Source organism: Actinomadura luzonensis, assembly GCF_022664455.2.
GTDB lineage: Bacteria > Actinomycetota > Actinomycetes > Streptosporangiales > Streptosporangiaceae > Nonomuraea > Nonomuraea luzonensis.
In genome coordinates this window covers 1-21,061 of sequence record NZ_JAKRKC020000001.1, presented here as the reverse complement: position 1 = coordinate 21,061, position 21,061 = coordinate 1, and the positions used below count along the sequence as shown (strand labels likewise).

General features: G+C 73.9%; 20 protein-coding genes. 9 read left to right on the top strand and 11 right to left on the bottom strand.

All coding sequences use genetic code 11. From position 1 onward, the window contains the following. Window positions 1–15: 15 nt before the first annotated feature. A complete protein-coding gene (locus tag MF672_RS00100) occupies window positions 16–609 on the top strand; it encodes a TetR/AcrR family transcriptional regulator (protein WP_242381180.1) in 594 nt (197 codons plus the stop codon). A gap of 137 nt (window positions 610–746) precedes the next feature. Here MF672_RS00100 and MF672_RS00095 read toward each other — a convergent pair whose 3' ends face one another. Genes MF672_RS00095 through MF672_RS00070 form a run of 6 tightly spaced genes read right to left on the bottom strand, consistent with a single transcriptional unit; the run spans window position 747 to window position 6,968 of the window. Continuing rightward, window positions 747–2,393 (bottom strand): serine/threonine-protein kinase, encoded by a 1,647-nt coding sequence (locus MF672_RS00095; RefSeq protein WP_247815114.1) that lies wholly within the window; start codon window positions 2,391–2,393, stop codon window positions 747–749. A 44-nt stretch (window positions 2,394–2,437) separates the two neighbouring features. After that, window positions 2,438–3,052, bottom strand: a complete 615-nt coding sequence (locus MF672_RS00090) for an HAD family hydrolase (RefSeq protein WP_242375742.1) — start codon at window positions 3,050–3,052, stop codon at window positions 2,438–2,440. Beyond that, window positions 3,042–4,172: an ABC transporter ATP-binding protein gene (locus MF672_RS00085; protein WP_242375741.1), complete on the bottom strand. Its 1,131-nt coding sequence runs from the start codon at window positions 4,170–4,172 to the stop codon at window positions 3,042–3,044. Before MF672_RS00085 ends, MF672_RS00090 begins: the two co-directional genes overlap by 11 nt. Then, complete coding sequence (locus MF672_RS00080) at window positions 4,169–5,020, bottom strand: ABC transporter permease (RefSeq protein WP_242375740.1); 852 nt, start codon at window positions 5,018–5,020, stop codon at window positions 4,169–4,171. The genes MF672_RS00085 and MF672_RS00080 overlap by 4 nt, the downstream gene beginning before the upstream one ends. Beyond that, window positions 5,008–5,856, bottom strand: a complete 849-nt coding sequence (locus MF672_RS00075; protein WP_242375739.1) for an ABC transporter permease — start codon at window positions 5,854–5,856, stop codon at window positions 5,008–5,010. The genes MF672_RS00080 and MF672_RS00075 overlap by 13 nt, the downstream gene beginning before the upstream one ends. Then, window positions 5,853–6,968, bottom strand: a complete 1,116-nt coding sequence (locus tag MF672_RS00070) for an ABC transporter substrate-binding protein (protein ID WP_242375738.1) — start codon at window positions 6,966–6,968, stop codon at window positions 5,853–5,855. Before MF672_RS00070 ends, MF672_RS00075 begins: the two co-directional genes overlap by 4 nt. A gap of 163 nt (window positions 6,969–7,131) precedes the next feature. Between MF672_RS00070 and MF672_RS00065 the strand changes: the two genes are divergently transcribed. From MF672_RS00065 to MF672_RS00055, 3 genes are read left to right on the top strand one after another with little or no spacing between them, the layout of a single operon-like run. Beyond that, on the top strand, window positions 7,132–7,899 hold the full coding sequence (locus MF672_RS00065; protein ID WP_242375737.1) for a GntR family transcriptional regulator: 768 nt from the start codon (window positions 7,132–7,134) through the stop codon (window positions 7,897–7,899). A 57-nt stretch (window positions 7,900–7,956) separates the two neighbouring features. Continuing rightward, window positions 7,957–8,223 (top strand): DUF6504 family protein, encoded by a 267-nt coding sequence (locus tag MF672_RS00060; protein WP_242375736.1) that lies wholly within the window; start codon window positions 7,957–7,959, stop codon window positions 8,221–8,223. After that, the gene (locus MF672_RS00055; protein WP_242375735.1) at window positions 8,223–11,876 is read left to right on the top strand and encodes a DNA polymerase III subunit alpha; all 3,654 of its coding nucleotides are present in this window, start codon (window positions 8,223–8,225) and stop codon (window positions 11,874–11,876) included. The genes MF672_RS00060 and MF672_RS00055 overlap by 1 nt, the downstream gene beginning before the upstream one ends. Before the next feature lie 34 nt (window positions 11,877–11,910). Here the strand turns inward: MF672_RS00055 and MF672_RS00050 are convergent, their stop codons facing one another. From MF672_RS00050 to MF672_RS00040, 3 genes are all read right to left on the bottom strand, one after another. Continuing rightward, window positions 11,911–12,591 (bottom strand): DUF4328 domain-containing protein, encoded by a 681-nt coding sequence (locus tag MF672_RS00050; RefSeq protein ID WP_242375734.1) that lies wholly within the window; start codon window positions 12,589–12,591, stop codon window positions 11,911–11,913. 67 nt (window positions 12,592–12,658) lie between these two features. Then, window positions 12,659–13,309: a response regulator gene (locus MF672_RS00045; protein WP_242375733.1), complete on the bottom strand. Its 651-nt coding sequence runs from the start codon at window positions 13,307–13,309 to the stop codon at window positions 12,659–12,661. A gap of 9 nt (window positions 13,310–13,318) precedes the next feature. Next, the gene (locus MF672_RS00040) at window positions 13,319–13,828 is read right to left on the bottom strand and encodes a signal peptidase II (protein WP_242375732.1); all 510 of its coding nucleotides are present in this window, start codon (window positions 13,826–13,828) and stop codon (window positions 13,319–13,321) included. A gap of 138 nt (window positions 13,829–13,966) precedes the next feature. Between MF672_RS00040 and MF672_RS00035 the strand changes: the two genes are divergently transcribed. Beyond that, complete coding sequence (locus MF672_RS00035; protein WP_242375731.1) at window positions 13,967–14,647, top strand: ABC transporter ATP-binding protein; 681 nt, start codon at window positions 13,967–13,969, stop codon at window positions 14,645–14,647. After that, window positions 14,644–16,581, top strand: a complete 1,938-nt coding sequence (locus MF672_RS00030; RefSeq protein WP_242375730.1) for an FtsX-like permease family protein — start codon at window positions 14,644–14,646, stop codon at window positions 16,579–16,581. Before MF672_RS00035 ends, MF672_RS00030 begins: the two co-directional genes overlap by 4 nt. Here MF672_RS00030 and MF672_RS00025 read toward each other — a convergent pair. Further along, window positions 16,578–17,579, bottom strand: a complete 1,002-nt coding sequence (locus MF672_RS00025) for an LLM class F420-dependent oxidoreductase (RefSeq protein ID WP_242375729.1) — start codon at window positions 17,577–17,579, stop codon at window positions 16,578–16,580. The genes MF672_RS00030 and MF672_RS00025 overlap by 4 nt on opposite strands. Window positions 17,580–17,724: 145 nt before the next feature. Between MF672_RS00025 and MF672_RS00020 the strand changes: the two genes are divergently transcribed. Continuing rightward, a complete protein-coding gene (locus MF672_RS00020; protein WP_242375728.1) occupies window positions 17,725–19,092 on the top strand; it encodes a sulfatase family protein in 1,368 nt (455 codons plus the stop codon). Here MF672_RS00020 and MF672_RS00015 read toward each other — a convergent pair. After that, on the bottom strand, window positions 19,086–19,763 hold the full coding sequence (locus MF672_RS00015; RefSeq protein ID WP_242375727.1) for a FadR/GntR family transcriptional regulator: 678 nt from the start codon (window positions 19,761–19,763) through the stop codon (window positions 19,086–19,088). The genes MF672_RS00020 and MF672_RS00015 overlap by 7 nt on opposite strands. Before the next feature lie 87 nt (window positions 19,764–19,850). On the opposite strand from MF672_RS00015, the gene MF672_RS00010 reads away from it, so the two are divergent. Next, entirely contained in the window at window positions 19,851–20,582 is a 732-nt protein-coding gene (locus MF672_RS00010; RefSeq protein WP_242375726.1) for a (Fe-S)-binding protein, read from the top strand. Beyond that, window positions 20,579–21,061, top strand: a 483-nt coding sequence (locus tag MF672_RS00005) for an LUD domain-containing protein (RefSeq protein ID WP_247815113.1), incomplete at its 3' end; no start/stop codon positions are given. The genes MF672_RS00010 and MF672_RS00005, both read left to right, overlap by 4 nt.

Below are 21,061 nucleotides of genomic sequence, written 5' to 3'. Positions count from 1 at the left end.
CAACTGGAGTAGTCTTTGGAAGCTGGCAGCAGCAAGCGCCCGGGAGGGCGCAGCGCGCGGGTGCGCGACGCCGTACGGCAGGCGACCCTGGCCGAGCTGGCCGAGCACGGGTACACCGGGCTGACGGTCGAGCGGGTCGCCGAACGTTCCGGCGTGCACAAGACCACCGTCTACCGGCGCTGGGGCAACGTGGAGGGGCTGATCTCCGACGCGCTGGAGCTGGCCAAGGACGAGCCCTGGCCGATCCCCGACACCGGCACCGTCGAGGGCGACCTGCGAGGGGTCGTCCAGCTCGTACGCTCCGGCTTCGACGACCCCGAGCTGGGGCCGGTGTCGTCGGCGTTCGTCGCGGCCGCCATGCAGAACGAGACCGCGGCGCGGGCGCTGCACCAGTTCTTCGTGGCGCGGCACGAGCAGTCGGCCGAGGTCGTGCGGCGGGCGGTCGCGCGGGGGGAGCTGCCCGACATGGTGGACGTGCGGGAAGTGGTGCGGGTCGCGGTCGCCCCCGTCTACTACCGGCTGTTCGTGGCGCACGAGCCGGTCAGCGAGCGCGACGCCGACCGTGCTGCGGACGCCGCCCTGGCCGCCGCCCGCGCCGGCGTCCTGTGACGTCGCGGACCCGGCTTGAGGGGAGGGGGGAGGGAGCGGTGAGCGGACCACGTCGAGAGGGCGCACGTCGAGAGGGCGCACGTCAAAAGGGCGCACGTCGAAGAGGGGCGTGAGGGCGCGAGGCGGGAGGGGCGGGGTCAGGAGTTGGGCTTGGGGCCGCGTAGCTCGAAGTCGTCGAACGTGGTCCGCAGCAGCGACCCCTCGGCCTTCGTCGTCCGGGCGAACACTCCGAGCGTCCCGCTGCCGATCCCGTTCGGGTCCTCCACCTGGTGCACCCGCTCGCCGTTCACCCACAGCGTGAGCCGCACCGCCGTCCCGGACTGCTCGCAGGAGGCGACGATCCTGGCCGCTTTGCCGGGCAGCCCGTCCACCTGCACCGGCTGGGCGAGGGTACCGCCGGCGCCGTCCACGACGCGCCGGATCCTGGCTTTGCCGGCGGTGTCGAGCGCGAACTCGTAGTAGGTGTCGTCGTCGTCCGTGTCGTGGCAGTACAGGCCGTACTCGCCCGCGCCGGACGCCTTCTTGACCTCGGCGGTGACGCCGATGACGACCGAGGCGGGCAGCATCGGCGTGGGCTCGGCCGACGGGTCGGGCGTCGTGGTCGGCGTGGCGACCAGGAAGGGGACGGGGGCGTTCTCCCGGCGTTCCTCCTGGCCGCCGTGCTCCACGTCCAGCCCGTACGTCCCGTCCGTCCGGTAGCCGTAACTGGCCGAGGAGTCGGGGTCGTAGGTGCCGTTCCAGCCGCCGGAGGTCTGCGTGAAGTCCTCGGCGTACAGGACGTCGAGGTCGGGCGGCCCGCTCGGCGACAGCAGCGCCCACGCCGCGACGCCGGCCGCGGCGAGCAGCGCGGCGCCGCCCGCGAGCCCGGCGTACAGCTTCGCGCGCCGCGCGCCGCCGGCCGGGCCGGGCCGCGTGGCGGGCGCGAACGGCCCGTCCGCGTGCTGCCACGTCGCCTGGACGGTCCGCGACACCTGCTCGGGCCCGGCGGCCGGCCGGCCGACCAGGTGGTCGAGGAGCTGCTGGGCGGTCGGGCGCGCGGCGGGGTCCTTGCGGAGAGCGGCCCGGACCAGCTCGCGCAGCCCGGGTTCGACGTCGTCGAGGCCGGGCTCGGTGTTGAGCACCTGGTAGACGATGGCGGGCAGGGTGTCGCCGCCGAACGGCGCCCGCCCGCTCGCCGCGAACGCCACCAGGCACCCCCACGAGAACACGTCGCAGGCCGGCGAGACCGGCTCGCCCCGCAGCACCTCGGGCGCCATGTACCGGGGCGTGCCCACCAGTTCGCCGGTGCCGGTGACGCCGCCGAGCGTGTCGAGGGCGCGCGCGATGCCGAAGTCGATCACCCGCGGGCCGACGGGGGACAGCAGCACGTTCGACGGCTTGAGGTCGCGGTGCACGACCCCGGCCGCGTGGATGGCGGTCAGCGCGGTCGCCACGCTGACGGCGAGCGCGTCCAGGCTGGAGCCGCGCAGCGGGCCCGACGCGCGTACCGCCTGCTCCAGGTTGGGGCCGGGCACGTACTCGGTGACGACGTAGAGCTGGTCGCCGTCGAGCGCGGCCTCCAGCACCGCCGCCGTGCAGAACCTGCGCACCCGGCGCGCGGCGTCGGCCTCCCTGCGGAAACGCATGCGGAACTGCTCGTGCTGGGTCAGCTCGGGGTTGATGACCTTGACGGCGACCCGCTGCCCGGTCGGGTCCTCGGCGAGGTGCACCGTGCCCATGCCGCCCCGCCCCAGCACGCTCAGCAGCCTGTAGCGCCCGACGTGGGAGGTTCGACCGTGGTTCACGCCGCGCAAGCTTACCGACACCGCCCTGCTCCCGGCAGGGACGATCACCCGGCCCCGTCGGCCAGGCAGGCCCGCACGCGGGCCAGCGACGGCAGCCCCGACGGGCCGGCGACCAGCACCCGGCAGCTCGCCGCGGTGGCCGCCGCGACGCCGGCCGGGCTGTCCTCGATGGCGACGCAGCGGCCCGGGGCCGCGCCGAGGCGGCGGGCGGCCTCCAGGTACGGGTCCGGGTGGGGCTTGCCGCGCGTCGTGTCCTCGTCCGTGATGACCAGGTGGAACGCGTGGCGCAGGCGGGGGAGCAGCAGGTCGACCACGCGGCGCGGGGAGGCGCTGACCAGGGCGGTCGGGATGGCGGCGGCGGCCAGGCCGGTGAGGAGGGCGTGCGCGCCCGGCATCACGGGCACGTCGCCGGCGAGGCGCGCGGCGTAGTCGTCGATCAGCCGCTCGGCCAGCGCCCCGGCGCCGTCCGGGGCCGGGCCAGGGAGGAGGTGGGCGGCGGTGTCGGCGGCGGTGCGGCCGAGGACGTGCGGGACGTCGGCCCGGGTCAGCCGCCGCCCGAGGGACGCGGCGACGGCGGCGGCCGCCTCCCACCACAGCCCCTCGGTGTCGACCAGCGTCCCGTCCAGGTCCAGCAGGACGGCGTCGGGGTCAGACCGCATCGGCGGCCACGACGGGGGAGGGCGCCGTGACCGTGCGGGCCGCCACCAGCACGGGACGTTCCACGAGCCGCACCGCGACGCGCGTCCCAGGGCCGAGCCGGACCGCCTCGTGCCCGGGCACGTCGGCCAGCACCTCGCCGCCGGCCACGGCGAGCCGCAGGCGGACGGACGCGCCGCGGAAGGAGGCCGCGATCACCTCGGCGACCTCGCCCCCGTCCCCGTCCCCGCCGTCCCCGTCCTCGTCGGTCCCGCCCGCGGCGAGCGGCGTCACCTGGACCGCCTCCGGCCGGACCAGCACGTCCACCTCCGCCGGACCGGGTCCTGGCGCGGGCCCGTCCACGGGCAGGAGCCGGCCCAGCACCCGCACCCGGTCTCCGTCCATCCGCCCCGCCAGGTGGTTCATGGTGCCGACGAACTCCGCGACGAACGGCGTGGCGGGCCGGTCGTACACCTCGGCGGGCGCCCCCACCTGCTCCAGCCGCCCGTCCCGCAGCACCGCCACCCGGTCGGCGACCGACAGCGCCTCCTCCTGGTCGTGCGTGACGAAGATCGTGGTGATGCCGAGGCCGAGCTGGAGCCGCCGGATCTCCTCGCGCAGCGTGACGCGCACCTTGGCGTCCAGCGCCGACAGGGGCTCGTCCAGCAGCAGCACGCGCGGTTCCAGCGCGAGCGCGCGGGCCAGCGCGACCCGCTGCTGCTGCCCGCCGGACAGCTGGTGCGGGTAGCGGTCGGCGTGCTGGGGCAGGCCGACCAGCTCCAGCAGCTCGTCCGCGCGGGCCCGCCGGGTGGCGGTGGGCACCTTGCGCACGCGCAGGCCGAAGGCGACGTTGTCGCGGGCGTTCAGGTTGGGGAACAGCGAGTACGACTGGAAGACCATGCCGGCGTCGCGTTTGCTGGCCGGCACGCCGGTGATGTCCCTGCCGTCCACGAGCACCGCGCCGGAGTCGGGCCGCTCGAACCCGGCCACGCACCGCAGCGCGGTCGTCTTGCCGCAGCCCGACGGCCCGAGCAGGGCGACGAACTCGCCGGGCGCGATGACGAGGTCGAGGCCGTCGAGCGCGACCGTCCGCCCGAAGACCCGCCGCAGCCCCCTGAACTCGACCGAGGCCGACCCGCTCATGATTTCCTCTCCCTACCGAAGACGGTGGACACGGCCAGCAGGAGCAGCCAGATGATGAGCAGGCTGAGGATGGACACGGCCACCGAGAGCTGCCCGCGCGACCCGGAGACGGTCACGATCCACACCGCGAACGGCTCGTACCCCAGCAGGCTCGCGACGGTGTACTCGCCCAGCACCAGCGCCAGCGTCAGGAACGACGCGCTGGCGAGCGCCGAGCGCAGGTTGGGCACGACCACCCGGAACAGCACGTACGGCCACGAGGCGCCCAGGTTGCGGGCCGCCTCCACGAGCGTGCGCACGTCCATCGTGCGCAGTCCCGCGTCCAGCGACCGGTACACGAACGGCAGCACCAGCACCACGTACGCCAGCACCAGCACGACCGGGAACCCCGGGTCCTGCACCGCGATGATCGTGGCCCAGAACGGCGTCGGCGCCAGCACCTCGGTCCCGGTCCGCAGCGACGTCGCCAGCCCCGCCACGAACGTGATCGGCGGCACCACCAGCGGCAGCGTGCACAACACCTCCAGGACCGGCCGCAGCCGCGGCGCGAACAGCCGCGCCGCGAGCATCGCCGGCAGCGCCAGCAGCAGCACCACGGCGATGGTGGCCGCCGCGAGCCCCAGCGACAGCAGCAGCGAGCGGGCGAACCCCTCGGCGGTCAGCAGCTCGGCGTACGGCGCGAACGACACCCCGGCCGCGGGCGAGTGGAGCGTGTACCAGAGCGAGGCCCCGAGCGGCACCAGGAAGTAGAGCCCGGCCACCAGGAACACGGCCCCGCGCCAGACCCGGGCCCGGGGCGCGCGGGCGGGGGCGGCGGCGACCGGCTCCAGCCCGGTCAGTGCAGCCATCGCGACGTCCTCCTCTGCAGCGGCAGGTAGATCGCCATCACCAGGCCGGCCACCACGATCATGTCGAGGCTGAGGGCGAGCGCGATGTTCTCGTAGCCGATCAGCACGTCGCCGGTGAGCGCGGCGGCGATCTTGAGGGTGACGAGCGGCACGACGGTGCCGACCATGGCGTTGGCGGTGGCGTAGGCGGAGAAGGCCGAGCCGAACAGCAGCACCACCCCGCCCAGCATGGCCGGGGCCAGCACCGGAAGCCCCACGTACCGCCAGTAGTGCCAGGCCGTGGCCCCGTTGTTGGCCGCCGCCTCCCGCCACTGCGGGCGCAGCCCGTCCAGCGCCGGCGCCATGGCCAGCACCATCAGCGGGATCGAGAAGTACAGGTAGACCACGGCGAGCCCCCAGAACGTGTACAGCGAGCCCGACGGCAGCCCGACCAGCCCGCTGACCACGCCGGAGTTGCCGAGCGTGGCGATCCAGAAGAACGCCAGCGGCACCCCGCCGAAGTTGGCGAGCACGCCGGAGGCGGTCAGCACCGCCTCGCGCAGCAGCCGGAAGCGCGAGGTCACGACGGCGTGGGCGAGGAACGTGCCGAGCACGGCCCCGGCCAGCGCCACCACCGCCGACAGCTTCACGCTGCCGAGCAGGGCGGTCAGGTAGCCGCCGCGCAGGCTCAGCGCCAGGTTGTCCAGGCTCGGCCGCCCCTGCGCGGTGAACGCCCCCGCCGCCAGCGCGGCGGCGGGGACGCCGAAGACGAGCGCGAAGAACGCCAGCAGCGGCAGCGCCCCCAGCCATCCCCGCGACCGGGCTCCCGGCCGGCCGCCCGTGAGGGAGCGGCTCATCCCGAGATCGCGGCGTCCCAGCCGCTCGCCAGCTTGGCCTTGGCCGCGTCGACCTGCTGGCTGGTGGGGAACGTCGGCTCGCCCTCGACCTGGGGCAGCTTGCCGGCGAGGGCCTGGTCCACGGTGCCGTCGGCGGTCATGGCGGGCAGCAGCACGGGACGGGCGAAGCCCTTGAGGAACAGGTTCTGGCCCTCGGCGCTGTAGAGGTACTCCTGCCAGAGGCGGGCGGCGGCCGGGTGCGGGGCGTCCTTGTTGATCGCCTGGGCGTACATCTGGAAGTACCTGCCGTCGGAGGGCACGTTCACCTTCCAGTCGATGCCCTTGTCGGCCATCTGGGGGGCGTAGGCGGCGTTGTTGTAGTCCCAGTCGATGCTGATCTGGGTCTCGCCCTTCTCGATGGTGGCGGGGGTGGTCTCGACCGGGTTGTAGTTGCCGGCGTCCTTGAGCTTCTTGAAGAAGTCGATGCCGGGCTGGATGTCGTCGAAGGAGCCGCCGCTCGCGAGCGCGGCGGCGTACACGCCGGCGAAGGCCGAGCCGGCCTTGGTCGGGTTGCCGTTCATCGCGACCTTGCCCTTGTACTCGGGCTTGAGCAGGTCCTTGAAGCTCGTGGGGCAGGTGGTGATCTTCTTGGCGTCGCAGCCGATCGACACGTAGCCGCCGTAGTCGTTGACCCAGAGGCCGGTGGCCTCCTTCTGGCCCTCGGGGATCTTGCCGAACGCCTGCACCTTGTACGGCGCGAACAGCCCCTCGGCCGCGCCGCTGATCGCGAACGACTGGCCGAGGTCGAGCACGTCGGGGGCGCGGTCCTGGCCCTTGCGGGTCTTGACGGCGTTGATCTCGTCGGCGCTGGCCGCGTCGGGGGTCTCGCTCTCGATCTTGATGCCGTACTTGGCCTGGAACTTCTCGATGATCTCGCCGTAGTTCGCCCAGTCCGGCGGCAGGGCGATGACGTGCAGGGTGCCTTCCTTCTTCGCGGCCTCGACGAGCTTGTCCAGCCCGCCGAGGTCGGCGGCGGAGGTGGCGGTGGCGGCGTTCGCCCCGCCCTGCGACGCCTGGGTGGTCTGCCGGGTGCCGGGGGCGGCGCCGCACGCCGCGGTTACTGCCGTGGTCACTAGGGTCAGGATCGCGGCGACTCCGGCCGCGCGGGCGCGAGGTGAGAACACGACGCCTCCACTGTGCTGGGGGTATGGCATGAAACTAGGGGAACTTGTACAAACAAGCGAGCACCAGTAAGTCGCATGAATGTTGCTCTTTCGTGAATGGGAGGGAGCGGCGGTGGTTGCGCGCTATGAACTGATTGCCGATGACCTGCGGGAGGGCATCCTCTCCGGCGCGCACCCGGTCGGCTCCCAGCTCCCGAGCGAGGCCGAGCTGGCCGAGCGGTACGGCGCGGCGCGCGGCACCGTGCGCCAGGCGGTGGCCGTGCTGGTCGCCGAGGGGCTGGTGGGCTCGCGGCAGGGCGCCAGGCGGATCGTGCTCGGCGCGGCGCGCAGCCAGAGCTTCGCCGAGCTGCACAGCTTCGCGCAGTGGGCGCGCGCCGGCGGCCACCGCTTCGGCGGCCAAGTGGTCGGGCAGCGCCGCCGCCCGGCGAGCGCCGCCGAGTCGGCCCGGCTGGGCGGGGAGGAGGTGCTGGAGGTGCTGCGGCTGCGCACGCTGGAGGGCGAGCCGGTGCTCGTCGAGCGGACGGTGTACGCCGGATGGGTGGCCCCGGCCGTCGAGGCGCTGCCCGCCGACTGCGAGTCGGTCACCGAGGCCCTGTACGAGGCCGTCGGGCTCGTCTTCGCCTACGGCGAGCACCTGATCGACGCGGTCGCCGCCGGCGCCCAGGACGCCCGCCTGCTGGGCGTGCGCCGGGGCAGCCCGCTGCTGCGCCAGCGCCGCGTCACGACGACCCACGAGGGCCGCCCGGTGGAGTCCTCCGACGACCGTTACCGCGCAGGCAGCGTGGCCTTCAGCATCCGCAACTCGATCGGCGCGAACCCGCTCGTGCGGCAGGCGCTCGACTTGCGTTCCGCGGCCGGAGAACATATGTTCGATTCATAGCGCCCGCCTTCCCCCGGGTGGCTCACGAACACGACCAGAGCCGCGGGGAGAAGCGTCTTGAGCAGACTCTATGGCGATCCGATAGAGGTGTGGACGAGGGACGGGGAGCCCATCCAGTTCGTCTGGCGCGACCGGCTCCACCTCGTCCGCCGCGTCCTCGACCACTGGGTGGTCGCGCGCGAGTGGTGGAAGACGAACGAGGGCGATCCGGGCGAACGCCAGTTCTGGCGCGTGGAGGCCGGGCCCGGCCGCGAGGTGGGCTCGTACGAGCTGCGCTACGACACCGCCAGCAACGGCTGGCTGCTGCTGAGGGCGTGGGACTGATGGCGCCGCCGTTCCCGCACCTCAACGTGTGCTCGGCGTACTCCATGCGGTACGGCACCGCCTTCCCCCAGGCCCTCGCCCGCCGCGCCGCCGAGTTCGGCATGGACATCCTGGCCCTGGCCGACCGCGACGGCCTCTACGGCGTGATCAAGCATGTCCAGGCGTGCGCGGACGCCGGGATCGCCCCGGTCGTCGGCGTCAACCTGGCGCTGGAGGCCCCGCCGTCGGGCCCGGTGCCCGGCATGCGCCCGTCGCGCCCCCGCACCGGGCCCGACGCCGAGGACCGCGTGACCGTGCTGGCCCGCGGCGAGGGCTGGTCGCGGCTCGCCCGCCTGGTCACCGCCGCCCACCGGGCCGGCGAGCGCGGCAAGCCCCAGGTCACCCGCGAGCTGATCGGCGCCTGGGCCGGCGGGCCCGGCGGCGGGCAGGGCGGCGACCACGGGTTCGGCGCCGACGACGGGCTCGTCGTGCTGCTCGGCCCCCGTTCCGACGTGGGCCGCGCCGTCGCCGAGCGGCGCGACGAGCACGCGCGGACGCTGCTCGGCCGGTGGCGGGCCGCGGTGCCCGGCGTGGTGATCGAGCTGGTCGACCAGTACGGCTTCCGCGACGCCACCACCGCCGTGCGCATGCTCGGCCTGGCCGAGTCCATGGGCGTGCCCGCCGTGCTCACCAACGCGGTGCGCTACCTCGACCCGGCCGACCACCAGGTGGGCGACGTGCTCGACGCGGCCCGCCAGCTCGTCCCCCTGCACCCGCGTCACCTGGAGCGCACGACCTCGCACGCCTACCTCAAGGGCACCAAGGAGATGTGGCAGGTGGCGGCCAAGGTCTGCGGCGCCGACCAGGCGCGGGTGGGGCGGCTGCTGCTGACCACCCGGCGGCTGGCCGAGGCGTGCGCGATGGACCCGCTGCGGCTGCTCGCGCTCCGCAACAGCCCGCCCGACCTGCACCTGCCCGAGATCGGCCGCGACCCCGTGCCGCTGCTGCGCCACCGCGTCGAGGACGGCCTGCTCCGCCGCGGCCTCGACCGCGACGCCGGCGCCCGCGACCGGCTCAGGGAGGAGCTGGCGATCATCGAGCGCAAGCGGCTGTCCGGCTACTTCATCGCGGTGGCCGGCATCACCGACATGATCCGCGGCATGGGCGTGCGCTGCGCCATCCGCGGCTCGGGCGCGGGCAGCCTGGTCAACTACCTGATCGGCATCGGCGAGATCAACCCGATGGAGCACGGCCTGCTCATGGAGCGCTTCCTGTCCGAGGGCCGCGTCGGGCTGCCCGACATCGACGTGGACGTCGAGTCCGCCCGCCGCCTCGACTGCTACAAGGCGATCTTCGACCGGTACGGCGAGGACCGGGTGGCCTGCGTGTCCATGATGGAGACCTACCGGGCGCGCAGCGCCATCCGCGACGTCGCGGGCGCGATGGGCCTGCCGCCGCACGAGATCGACACGATCGCCAAGGCGTTCCCGCACATCCGGGCCAGGCAGATCACCGCGTCCCTGGACGACCTGCCGGAGCTGCGCGGCAGCCGGCTCGGCGACGCCGGGCTCGACCGGGTGTTCCGGCTGGCGGAGAAGCTCGACGGGCTGCCCAGGCACATCGCGCTGCACCCGTGCGGGGTGCTCATCGGCAACGCCGGCCTCCTCGACCGGACGCCGGTCGAGCGCAGCCTGCTGGAGTTCCCCATGTCGCAGTTCGACAAGGACGACGTGGAGGAGGCCGGGCTGCTCAAGCTGGACGTGCTCGGCGTGCGGATGCAGTCGGCGCTGGCGTACGCGCTGGGCGAGATCGAGCGCGTGGACGGCGTCACCGTCGAGCTCGACACCCAGCGCGGCGACGACCCGGAGGCGCAGTACGTCCCGCACGACGACCAGGAGACCTACGACATGATCTGCGCCGCCCGCACGATCGGCTGCTTCCAGATCGAGTCGCCGGGGCAGCGGGAGCTGGTGGCCAAGCTGGAGCCGCGGGCGATGCACGACCTGATCGTGGACATCTCGCTGTTCCGGCCCGGGCCGGTCAACTCCGACATGATCACCCCCTACCTGGAGATCCGGCAGGGGTGGCGGCAGGCGTACTACCCGCACGAGCGGCTGCGCGAGGCGCTGCGCGAGACGAACGGCGTCGTGGTGTTCCACGAGCAGGTCCTGAAGATCATCTCGGTGATGACCGGGCGCGACCTGTCCTACGCCGAGATGTTGCGGCGCACCCTCGGCACGCCGGAGGGGCGCGAGCGGGTGCGCAACACGTTCGTGCCGCTGGCCAGGGCCAACGGCTTCGACGACGCGGCCGTCGACCGGGCCTGGCGGGTGCTGGACGCGTTCGGCGGGTTCGGGTTCTGCAAGGCGCACGCGGCGGCGTTCGCGCTGCCCACGTACCAGTCGGCGTGGCTGAAACGGCACCACGCGGCGGCGTTCTTCGCCGGGGTGCTCACGCACGACCCCGGCATGTACCCCGCGCGGGTCATCATCGACGAGGCCCGGCAGTGCGGGGTGAAGATCCTGCCGCTCGACATCAACAAGTCCGGCAAGGACTGGCGGGTGGAACGGCTCGGGCCGCGCGTGCCGGTGCGGGTGCGGCCCGCGCGGCTCGGCGGCCCGGAGGAGGCGCCGCCCCGGCGGCGGGAGTTCCGGGCCGAGGACATCGGCAAGGGGTACGCGCTGCGGGTGCCGTTCTCGGCGATCAAGGGGGTGAGCGAGGCCGAGGTCGAGCGGATGGTGGCCGGGCAGCCGTACACGTCGCTGGCCGACTTCTGGGACCGCGCCCGGCCCTCGCGTCCCGTCATCGAGCGGATCGTCCAGGTCGGCGGCCTGGACGCGCTGCACGACCTGCACCCGGGCGGGCCGCGCTGGCGGCCCGGCGAGCTGACCAGGCGCGACCTGATCGCCCGGATCGGCGCGCTCGAACGGTCGTCGGACAGCGGCGTGCGGACCGGGCCGCGCTCCTCCCAGCGCTACACCCGCCCCTCCCGGCCCGCCGCCGCCCCGCAGCCCTCCGCCCAGCTCCCGCTGGGGTTCACCGAGCACCTGCCGCCGGGCGAGCTGCCCGAGATGACCGAGGCCGAGATGGTCGAGGCCGAGCTGGAGATCCTCGGCATCGACGTCAGCCGGCACGTCATCAGCTTCCACGACGAGCTGCTCGACCTGCTCGGCGTGGTGCGCGCCCGCGACCTGCTGCGGCAGCGCAACGGGTCGGAGGTGCTGGTGGCGGGGGTCAAGGTGGCCACCCAGACCCCGGCCGTGCGCTCCGGGCAGCGGGTCGTCTTCACCACCCTGGAGGACTCCACCGGGCCGATCGACCTGACCTTCTTCGAGTCGGTGCAGGGGCACTGCGCCTCGACCGTGTTCGGGTCGTGGCTCATGCTGGCCAAGGGAGTGGTGCGGCGCACCGGGGTGCGGGCGGTGTCGCTGCGGGCCGTCGACTGCTGGAACCTCGCCGACGTGGACGCCCTGTGGCGCTCCCGGGGCGTCGACGCGGTCCGCGCCCTGCTGCGCCGGACGCCGGAGGAGCCGGCGGGGGTCGGCGGGCGGCCCGTCGAGTACGCCAACGGCTTCCGCCTGTCGCCCTACTCCGACCTCGCGCCCGCCGTCGCGGCCCCGCCCCGCCGCCTCTGGCACGCCAGCCCCGGCAGCTCCGGCCCCACCGCCGCCTGACCCGCCCCGTCACCGTCGCGCACGGGCCGGGTGGTCAGGTGGGGCGGGTGATCGGGGTGGAGTCGTGCGGTTTGGCGGACAGGGTGCGGAGGGAGGCCAGGGGGGAGCGGGCGGCCTGCTGCAGCCGGGTCAGCTCGCGTACGGTGCCCGCGCACGACATCGCCGCCAGCGCCGCGAACAGCAGCTCCGGCACCCCCACCCCGGTCAGCCCGTCGGCGGAGGAGTCGAGCGGCAGCCGGACGGTGACCAGCGCGAGCATGGCCAGCCAGCTCAGCCACCACCCGGTCAGCAGCGCGAGCCACCGCCCGCGCTGCCCGGCCGGCGGCCGGGTGCCCCGCCACACCTGGTCCACCAGCACCGCGGGCGCCACCAGGTTGAGGCCGGGGATGAGCCAGGCCGCCGCCACCGGCCCGGTCGCCGCCGACCGGTCGTTGGCCTGCCTGGCCCGCACCAGCCACGTGACGTACGCGGCCCCCGCCGCGATCGAGGTGCCCGCCACCAGCATCATCAGCACCGCGAACACGGTGACCGCGCCCACGACGGCCTCCGCGGCGGCCCCTTGGGGCCGTCCGCCGAAGGCGGCGAGCTGGGCGGCGAGCTGCCGCCCCCGGGCCTGCTCGAAGACCACGAGAGCGGCGAGGGAGAAGACCTGCGCGGAGAGCGTGACGTAGACGGCGGAAGCGGCTCTGGTAGGCGGTGCCTGGGTGTAGCGCACGATGTTCTCCCCCCGGGCCATGCGCTGTGGTTCTGATTCACTTGTATCCCGGGGACCCCGCCGTTAATCAGCTCACCACGCCGGATTCCCACGCCCAAGCTGCGATTTCTACCCGATTGCGGACACCGAGTTTGGCGAAGATGCTGCCGAGATGCGTCTTGACCGTCGACAGCGACACGAACAGCTCGGCGGCCACCTCCTGGTTGGTGCGCCCCCGCGCGATCAGCCGCACGACGTCCAGCTCGCGGTCGGTCAGCGGGTCGTTCATGGGCGGCGGCGCGGCCCGCCGGGGCTGTGACAGGTGCTGCAGCAGCCGTACGGTGACCGACGGCGACACCAGCGCGTCACCGGCCGCCGCGGCCCGCACCGCCTCGATGAGCAGCGTGGGCCCGCTGTCCTTCAGCAGGAAGCCGGTCGCGCCCGAGCGCAGCGCGCCGTAGACGTACTCGTCGAGGTCGAACGTCGTGACGATGACCACCCGCAGCGGGTTGTCCACCCCGGGGCCGGCCAGGATGCGGGTCACCTCGATGCCGTCGAGCTTGGGCATCCTGATGTCCAGCAGGCACACGTCGGGGCGCAGCCGGCGCGCCTCGGCCACCGCCTCGGCCCCGTCGGAGACGGCCGCGACGACCTCCATGTCCGGCTGCGCGTCCAAGATCATCTGAAAGCCGGTCCGCACCAGTTGCTGGTCGTCGGCGACGAGAACCCGAATAGTCACGGCCCAACTCTAGGCAGATCGGCTCTCCGGCACCCTGGCGAACGGCACCCCGCGCAGGCTGAGCAGCACCATCGCGGCGCATCCGCAGGTGAGCGCGAGGTCGGCGACGTTGCCCACGAACGGGCCGTAGTCGATGAAGTCGACGACGTGCCCCTGGGCGAAGCCGGGTGCGCGGAACAGCCGGTCGCCCAGGTGGGAGACCGCGCCGCCGAGCAGCACGCCCAGCACCAGCGCCCAGCCGGGGGAGGCCAGCCGGCGCGCGACGTGGAGGATGCCGGCCACCGCGGCCGCCGCCGTCAGGGCGAACACCCACGTCGTGCCGGTGCCCAGGGAGAACGCGGCGCCGGCGTTGTACAGCAGCCGGAAGTGGATCAGCGGCGGGAGCACCGCGACGCGCTCGCCGCCGGACAGCGCGGCGACCGCCCAGAGCTTGGTGAGCTGATCCACCAGCAGGACGACCGCGGCCAGCGCGAGCATCATGCCGTACAGCCGACCAGAACCGCGCTCCAACCGCACCATGTGTGGCCTCCGTGCCGAACGACGTCTCCGCCCGAAGACTACCGGCGCGGGCGGCCGGCCGAGGATCGGCCGTTCGGCCGAGGCGGGATGTCCGCACGGCCGATCCGCCGCAGGGGGCCCGCCGCGAGGCTTGAGGGCATGAACGACGTGCTTGTTGGACGGGCCCTCGCCAAACGGTTCGGGCAGACGGTCGCCCTCGGCGGCGTGGACATCGCGGTACGGGCCGGCGAGGCCGTGGCCATCATGGGCCCGAGCGGATCGGGCAAGTCCACCCTGCTCCACTGCCTGGCGGGCATCATGAAGCCGGACGCGGGCGAGGTGCACCTGCTGGGGCAGCGCATCGACGCCATGGGGGAGCGCAAGCGCAGCGCGCTGCGCCGCTCCCGCTTCGGCTTCGTCTTCCAGTTCGGCCAGCTCCTGCCCGAGCTGCCCGCCGAGGAGAACGTGGCGCTGCCGCTCATGCTGGGCGGCGTCGCGCGGGCGCAGGCGGTGCGGCAGGCCCGCGAGTGGTTCGCGCCGCTCGGCCTCCAGGGCATGGAGACGCGGCGGCCGGGCGAGCTGTCGGGCGGCCAGGCGCAGCGGGTGGCGATCGCCAGGGCGCTGGTGACCGGGCCGGCCGTGGTGTTCGCCGACGAGCCGACCGGCGCCCTCGACCAGCGCACCGGCCAGGACACGATGCGGCTGCTGACCGAGGCGACCCGGCACAACGGCGCCTCGCTGATCGTGGTCACCCACGACCCGAACGTGGCCGCCTGGTGCGACCGCACGGTCGAGGTCCGCGACGGCCTGCTCGTCACGATGAGCGGGGCGACGGCGTGAACCTGGACCTGACCTGGCGGCTGCTCAGGGGCGGCGGGCGCAAGGGCCTGCTGGGCACCTGGCTGACGCTCGGGGCCGTGGCCGTCTCCACGGCGCTGCTGCTGTTCGCCGTGGCCGCGAACGTCGCCTTCGACGCCAGGGCCGAGCGCGGCGCCTGGCGCAACCCGGTCCCGGCCGCGGCCGGGGACGCGGTCGCGGTGGAGGCGTCCCGCTTCGACTACGTGCGCGACCGGACGATCACCGTCGTGGACCTCGCCGCGTTGAAGGAGGGCGTGCCCGCGCCGCCCGGGCTGCCGCGCTTCCCGCGGCCGGGGGAGACGTGGCTGTCGCCCGCCCTCGCCGAGCTGGTCCGCGAGCTGCCCGCCGCCGAGCTGGGCGCGCGCTACCCCAAGGTCGCCGGCACGCTCGGCGACGAGGCCCTCGTGTTCCCCGGCGAGCTGGTCGCGGTCACCGGCCAGGAGCCGGACGCGCCCGCCATGACCGCGCGGCGCAGCGACGACTGGATCGTCGGCAAGCCGCCGGTCAAGGTCGCGAGCCTGGCCGGCACGCCGAGCGAGGACTCCGAGGCGTACAAGGTGCTCGCGGTCATCGCGAGCGTGCTCATGGTCGTGCCGCTGCTGGTGTTCGGGGGCGCGGCGGCCCGGCTCACGGTGGCCAGGCGGGACCGGCGGCTGGCCGCGCTCCGGCTGGTCGGCGCGACGCCGGGCCAGGTGGTGCGGATGACGGTGGCCGAGGCGGTGCTCGTCGCGCTGGCGGGCGCGCTGGCCGGGGCGGTGGTGTTCGCGCTGGCGGTGCCGCTGCTGGCGGGCATCCCGATCCAGGGCGGCGGCTGGTTCGTCGCGGACCTGTTCCCCGGCGCGCTCGTCCTCGCGGGGGTGCTGGTGGCGGTGCCGCTGCTGGTGGGGCTGTCGGCGGTGGCGGGGCTGCGGCGGGTCGTGGTGAGCCCGCTCGGCGTGGCCAAGCGGGAGACGCCGCCCGGCATGCGGTTCGTCCGCGTGGTGGCGCTGCTCGCGGTGCTGGCCGCCTTCCCGATGCTGACCAGGGGGACGAGCGTGGCGATCGTCGCCGTGGCGCTCGGCCTGGCCTTCCTCTGTCTCAACCTGGCCGGGCCGTGGGTGGTGGGCCTCATCGGCAGGATCACCGCGCGGACCGCGCGCGGCCCCGCGCCGCTGCTGGCCGGACGCCGGCTGGTGGACGACCCGCGCTCGGCCTGGCGGACGGTGAGCGGGGTGGCGCTGACCGGGTTCGTGGCGGGCTTCCTCGGCCTGCTCAGCCCCGGGGCGTTCGCCGGGGACGGCGGGCCGCCGCAGCTCCGCGTGCTCGCGCCCGCCGGGCAGGTGGAGCAGCTCGCCGGGCAGGCCCGCGAGCGGCTGGCGGCGGCCGGGGTGCCGGCCGGGGTCAAGGTCGTCAAGCAGACCGTCGTGGCCGCGTTCCAGGGAGAGCCCGGCGCGGAGACGCTGGACCGGGCGCGCACCGCGCTCGCCGGGCTCGTCCCCGGTCGCACCCCGACGACGGAGGACGACGAGCAGCGCTTCGGCGTCCAGATCCTGGCCGACGTGCGCGTGGGCACGGTCGTGGTGCTGGCGGTGTCGTTCCTGGTGGCGATCGCCAGCGCGGGCATCACGGCCGCCTCGTCGGTGCTGGACCGGCGGCAGACGTACGGGCTGCTGCGGCTGGCCGGCACCCCGCTGGAGGTGCTGGACCGGGCCAGGCGGGCCGAGACGCTGATCCCGCTGGCGGTGATGGGCGGCGGCGCGATCCTGGTGGGGGCGTTCTGCGCGACGCCGTTCATGATCGGCGGGGTGAGCACGGCCGGGGTGGTCACGCTGGTGGCCTGCGTGGCGCTCGGGTTCGGCGGGGTGATCGGGGCGGGGGCGCTGAGCAGGCCGCTGCTGAGGTCGGTCACCTCCGACCCCGCCCCGCGTCCCGACTAGCCCAGGACGAGGTCGCGCACCTGCCTGAGCGTGGGCTCGTCGCGCGGGCCCATGACGAGCAGGCTCGTCACCGGGCTCTTGCGCCACAGCTCCAGGCGCTCCCTGATGCGGCCGGGCGGGCCGACGAGCGAGATGCCGTCGGCCAGCTCGTCGGGGATCGCCTGGAACGCCTCGTCCTTGCGGCCGGCGAGGTAGAGGGACTGGATGTGCTCGGCGGCCTCGGCGTAGCCCATGCGGCCGATGATGTCGGCGTGGAAGTTGCGGTGGCGGGCGCCCATGCCGCCGATGTAGAGGGCCAGCATGAGCTTGACGCCGTTGAGCGCGGCCCGCACGTCGTCGGAGATGACGACCGTGACCATGGCGGCGATCTCGAAGCCCGCGGGCGCCCCGGCCAGCGCGTCGCCGTACATCTCCTCGATCTTGTCGGGGAAGGCGAACAACGGCAGCCAGCCCTGGGCGACCTCGGCGGCCAGGGCGACGTTCCTGGGGCCCTCCGCGCCCAGGTAGACGGGGATGTCGGGGCGCAGCGGGTGGGTGATGAGCTTGAGCGGCTTGCCGAGGCCGCCGGGCAGCGGCAGCGGGTAGTGGGGGCCACCGGCGGTCACCGGCTCCTCGCGGCGCCAGACCTTGCGCATGATCTCGACGTACTCGCGGGTCCTGGCCAGCGGGCGGGCGAACGGCTGGCCGTACCAGCCCTCCACCACCTGCGGCCCGGAGGCGCCGACGCCGAGTATCAGCCGGCCGCCGGTGAGCGCGTCGAGGGTCATGGCGGTCATGGCGGTCGTGACGGGCGGCCTGGCCGAGAGCTGCGCGACCGACGTGCCGAGCTTGATGCGGCTGGTACGCGCCCCGTACCAGGCGAGCGGGGTGAACGCGTCGCTGCCGTACGCCTCGGCCGTCCACACCGAGTCGTAGCCGAGACGCTCGGCCGCCAGCACGGATGCGGTCGCGTCGTCGGCGTTGCGCTGCCAGTAGCCCAACTGGAGCCCGAGCTTCATGTGACACCTCCGGAATTAAGTTCTATTACGGCCGCGGCCGGGCCGGGTGTCAATGGAGGATCTTCCGGGGAAGTCACAGTCCGTGCTCAAAGGTCTCTGTCGCGTAGCCTGCCTCCTGCTGCTTCTGCTGCCGGCGGCCGAGCCCATGGTGGCCGCGAGTGCGTCCCGGCCGAACGTCGTCCTCATCGTCGTGGACGACCTGGAGGCCGGCACGCTGGCGTACTTCCCGAACATCCAGCGCCAGCTCGTCCGCCAGGGCGCCTCGTTCGACCGGTTCTTCGTGACGAACTCCTGGTGCTGCCCGTCGCGCGCGTCGATCCTGCGCTCCCAGTACGTCCACAGCCACGGCGTGCTGACCAACACCGCGCCCGAGGGCGGCTTCGACCGGTTCCACACCTCCGGCCTGGAACGTTCCACGATCGGCACGTGGATGCAGGCGGCCGGCTACCGCACCGCCCTCATGGGCAAGTTCCTCAACCACTACCCGGGGCGCACCGCCGGCGAGACGTACGTGCCGCCCGGCTGGGACGAATGGGCGGTCCCCGTCACCAACCTCTACGAGGAGTACGGCTACCGCCTCAACGAGAACGGCGGCCTGACCGAGCACGGCTGGGGCCGCGAGGACTACCTGTCGGACGTGCTCGCCGACAAGAGCCGCGCCTTCATCGAGAGCTCGGGCAAGCCGTTCTTCCTCTACCTCGCGCCGATCGCGCCGCACAACCCGGCCAACGCCGCCTGGCGGCACGAGGAGGCGTTCCCGCAGCTCAGCGCGCCCCGCACGCCGTCGTTCAACCAGGCCGACGTCAGCCGCGAGCCGCTGTGGCTGCGCAGCCGGCTCCCGCTGTCGCAGGAGCAGATCGAGGCGGTCGACCGCCGCCACCGGGCCCGGCTGCGCGCCATGCTCGGCGTGGACGACCTGGTCGGCACCGTCGTCGACGCCCTCCGCGCGAGCGGGCACCTCGACGACACCTACCTCCTGTTCACCTCCGACAACGGCTTCCACCTGGGCACGCACCGGCTGCCGCAGGGCAAGACCACGCCGTTCGAGGAGGCGATCAAGGTCCCGCTGGTGGTGCGCGGCCCCGGCGTCCGGCGCGGCTCCACGATCACCCAGATGGCCGCCACCGTGGACCTCGCGCCCACCGTCGCCGAGCTGGGCGGGGCCGCGCTGCCCGCGTTCGCGGAGGGGCGGTCGCTGGTGCCGCTGCTCAAGGGGGCCAGGCCGGCGGCGTGGCGGCACAACGCGCTGATCGAGTTCAACCGGCCCGTCAACCGCTCGTCGGCCCGCCAGACGCCGGTGCCCGCCTACCAGGCGCTGCGCACCGAGCGCTACACCTTCGTCCGCTACGACACCGGCGAGAAGCAGCTCTACGACCTGCAGAAGGATCCGTACCAGCTGGTCAACCTGGCCTCCGCGGCCGACGCGACGCTGATGGCAGGGCTGGAGGCGCGGCTGAACGCGCTGGTGGCCTGCTCGGGGGCGAGCTGCCGGCAGGCCGACGCGCGTCAGTGAGGGAAGAGCGCCGGGTAGGCGTCGGCCAGGTGCTCGGAGACGGCCGCGGCGGCCTCGCCGGGGTCGCCCGCCTCGACGGCGGCCAGGATGCGCAGGTGGCCGGCGCGCAGGATCGCGGTGTCGCCGAGGCGTTCGACCGCCTCGACCGAGAACCTGCGCATCGCGTCCCTGAGCGAGCGCATGATGGCGGCGACCAGGCGGTTGCCGGAGGCGTCGGCGATCGCGCAGTGGAAGGCGATGTCGTGCTCCACGAACTCCTCGGCGGAGCGGGCGGCGTCCATGCCGGCGAGCGCGGCGGCCAGGGACTCGGTGCCGGCCCGGCCGGCGGCCGCGCGGGCGGCGGCCCACCGCTCGATCAGGTGCCGGGTGTCGATGACCTCGCGCAGTTCGAGGGTGGCCAGGCCGAGGTGCAGGCGCAGCAGGTCGGTCAGCGCCGAGTCGGGGCGCGCGGTCAGCACCGCGCCCGCGTCCGGGCCGCGGCCGACCTGGGAGGACACCACGCCCAGCGTCTCCAGCACGCGCAGCGCCTCGCGGACGGAGGAGCGGCTGACCCCCAGCTGCTCGGCGAGCTGCCGTTCGGCGGGCAGGCGGTCGCCGGCGGTGAGGCCGTCCTCGGCGATCCGCCGTTCGATCTGAGCCAGAACGTCCTCAAATGTCCGGGTGCGCTTCACCGGACGCCACCCACTGCCGTCCAACCGGACCTCCCTGCTATGGTCTGACCATATTGTGGTCAGACCATACCTTTCGAGAGGAGAGCCGTGCGAGTCGCCCTGTTCATCACGTGCGTGAACGACACGCTCTTCCCCGGCACCGGCAAGGCCGTGGTGTCCCTGCTGCGCCGGCTCGGCTGCGAGGTGGACTTCCCGGCCGCCCAGACGTGCTGCGGCCAGATGCACGTCAACACGGGCTACCGCGCGGAGGGCGTGCGGCTCGCGCGCCACTTCACCGAGGTCTTCGCCGGGTACGACGCCGTGGTGGCCCCGTCCGGCTCGTGCGCGGCCATGGTGCGCGAGCAGTACCCCAAGCTGGCCAGGCCGGGCAGCAAGGGGGCCGCGGCGATCGCCGAGGTCGCGCCCAAGGTGTACGAGCTGACGGAGTTCCTGCTCGACGTGCTGAAGGTCGAGGACGTCGGCGCGTACTTCCCGCACCGCGTCACCTACCACCCGACCTGCCACTCGCTGCGCGGCCTGCGCCTCGGCGACCGCCCGGCCCGGCTGCTCGCCCACGTGCGCGGCCTGGAGCTGGTGCCGCTGCCGGGGGCCGAGGAGTGCTGCGGGTTCGGCGGCACGTTCGCGGTGAAGAACCCGGCGGTCTCGGCGGCGATGGGCGCGGACAAGACCCGCAACATCATGGACACCGGCGCCGAGGTGCTGTGCGCGGCCGACAACTCGTGCCTCATGCACATCGGCGGCACGCTGCGTCGGCAGAAGACGGGGGTGCGGACGATGCACCTGGCGGAGATCCTGGCGTCCACGGAGGAGAGCCAATGAGCGCGACATTCCTCGGCATGCCCGGAAATTTCCCGAAAAACTCTCAGCAGGCCGTCCAGAACTCGCAGCTTCGCTACAACCTCCGCAAGGCCACCCACACCATCCGCGGCAAGCGCGCGAGCGTCGTCGGCGAGCTGCCCGACTGGGCGGAGCTGCGCGCCGCCGGCAAGGCCATCAAGGACCACACGCTCCGCAACCTCGACCGCTACCTGGTCCAGCTCGAACGCGCCGTGCAGGACGCCGGCGGCACCGTCCACTGGGCGCGCGACGCCGCCGAGGCCAACCGCATCGTGACCGAGCTGGTCCAGGCCACCGGCGAGCGCGAGGTCGTCAAGGTCAAGTCGATGGCCACCCAGGAGATCGAGCTCAACCAGGCGCTGGCCGCCGCGGGCATCACCGCGTACGAGACCGACCTCGCCGAGCTGATCGTGCAGCTCGGCGACGACTTCCCCAGCCACATCCTGGTCCCCGCGATCCAC

Coding starts and splice junctions, on each gene's coding strand:
- MF672_RS00090 (WP_242375742.1), bottom strand. CDS start 3,052: ATGCGGTCTGACCCCGACGCCGTCCTGCTGGACCTGGACGGGACGCTG.
- MF672_RS00080 (WP_242375740.1), bottom strand. CDS start 5,020: ATGGCTGCACTGACCGGGCTGGAGCCGGTCGCCGCCGCCCCCGCCCGC.
- MF672_RS00035 (WP_242375731.1), top strand. CDS start 13,967: ATGAACGACGTGCTTGTTGGACGGGCCCTCGCCAAACGGTTCGGGCAG.
- MF672_RS00020 (WP_242375728.1), top strand. CDS start 17,725: ATGGTGGCCGCGAGTGCGTCCCGGCCGAACGTCGTCCTCATCGTCGTG.
- MF672_RS00055 (WP_242375735.1), top strand. CDS start 8,223: ATGGCGCCGCCGTTCCCGCACCTCAACGTGTGCTCGGCGTACTCCATG.
- MF672_RS00040 (WP_242375732.1), bottom strand. CDS start 13,828: ATGGTGCGGTTGGAGCGCGGTTCTGGTCGGCTGTACGGCATGATGCTC.
- MF672_RS00085 (WP_242375741.1), bottom strand. CDS start 4,172: ATGAGCGGGTCGGCCTCGGTCGAGTTCAGGGGGCTGCGGCGGGTCTTC.
- MF672_RS00025 (WP_242375729.1), bottom strand. CDS start 17,579: ATGAAGCTCGGGCTCCAGTTGGGCTACTGGCAGCGCAACGCCGACGAC.
- MF672_RS00075 (WP_242375739.1), bottom strand. CDS start 5,856: ATGAGCCGCTCCCTCACGGGCGGCCGGCCGGGAGCCCGGTCGCGGGGA.